At 65.5% G+C, this 1,044-nt stretch carries 3 protein-coding genes; 1 reads left to right on the forward strand and 2 read right to left on the reverse strand.

Going from position 1 to position 1,044, the window contains the following annotated elements:
• Positions 1 to 75 precede the first annotated feature (75 nt).
• A complete protein-coding gene (locus ACPT9U_RS17755) occupies positions 76 to 285 on the reverse strand; it encodes an RHS repeat domain-containing protein (protein ID WP_168988741.1) in 210 nt (69 codons plus the stop codon).
• Positions 286 to 425: 140 nt separating this feature from the next.
• Here ACPT9U_RS17755 and ACPT9U_RS17760 point away from each other — a divergent pair, with 140 nt between their 5' ends.
• Positions 426 to 731: a type II toxin-antitoxin system VapC family toxin gene (locus ACPT9U_RS17760; protein WP_435751931.1), complete on the forward strand. Its 306-nt coding sequence runs from the start codon at positions 426 to 428 to the stop codon at positions 729 to 731.
• On the opposite strand, the gene ACPT9U_RS17765 is transcribed toward ACPT9U_RS17760, so the two are convergent.
• Entirely contained in the window at positions 732 to 965 is a 234-nt protein-coding gene (locus tag ACPT9U_RS17765; protein WP_435751932.1) for a hypothetical protein, read from the reverse strand.
• Positions 966 to 1,044: the final 79 nt, after the last annotated feature.

Below are 1,044 nucleotides of genomic sequence, written 5' to 3' on the forward strand. Positions count from 1 at the left end.
TCGTAGTCGGTGGTCGATGAGGTGCCAACCGTGGTGGGGTGCGGGTAGCGCAGCTTCACCCGGCGGTCGTGGCCGTCATATTCGTAGGTGGTGCGGTTGCCCTTGGCGTCGGTCAGCCAGCTGGGCCGCCGTGCGGATCAGCCGGCCGTCGTTGTCATAGCCAAAGCGCGTCTGCTTGCCCAGCGCGTCGGTCGTCTGCGTGATGCGGCGCTGCGCATCGAAGGCGTGCGTGGTGGTGTCGGTGACGTCCGTGCGCGGGCCGTTGACCTGGGTGAGGTTGCCCACCCCGTCGTAGGTGAAGGCGGTGGTGTGCGCTCGCTCGCCAGATCCCGGCCGTCGTAGGCGGTGAGAGGTGGCCCTGGGGGGCGCCGACGACGCTCGGGTGCGGCTGCCTTGCCGGGAGGCAAAAGACAAGACCTGACCCTGTGCGCGTGACCCCGCTGTCGGCCATCAGCTGGCTCGAAGTGCTGCAGGGCATGCGCAACAAGGCCGAGCTCGTGGTGGTGAAGAAGATGCTGCAGCACCGCGCGGCAACCTTGCTGCCGGTGTCGGAAGCCATGACGCAACGCGCCATCGATCTCATGGAATCGCTGACCTTGAGTCACGGGCTGCAGATGGGCGATGCGCTCATCGCCGCCACCGCACTCGATCACGGACTGCCGGTGCTCACCGCCAACGTCAAACACTTCTCGGCAGTCACCGGCCTTACCGTCGAGGCGTTCGTGCCTTGATCACTTGGCAGCGTTCAACAGATCGTGAAGACCAATGGCCTGCGGATCATTAAGAAGCACGCGGCCCTCTGGCGCCAGATAGCTCAGCTCAAATCGTCCAGCACCGTCGTCAACTGTTCGAGCACCGTCCAGCACAGCAAGCAGTCCAAACACGGCCTCATGGACGGCCGCCGAGATGATGCCGTCTACCTGAGCCGCATCTGCGGCAGGCAGACGGCGAGGCACGCCGCGCATACCGGCTCGCCCAGGCCAAGCCGATGGTCGACCGGTTCTTCGACTGGGTCGGCGCCCAATTCGAATCCCAGGGGCTACT

The sequence above is a fragment of the Thauera sp. AutoDN2 genome, assembly GCF_051280715.1.
Taxonomy (GTDB): domain Bacteria; phylum Pseudomonadota; class Gammaproteobacteria; order Burkholderiales; family Rhodocyclaceae; genus Thauera.

Excerpts from the sequence above, each read along its gene's own strand:
- ACPT9U_RS17765 (WP_435751932.1), bottom strand. The coding sequence starts at position 965 with ATGCGCGGCGTGCCTCGCCGTCTGCCTGCCGCAGATGCGGCTCAGGTA.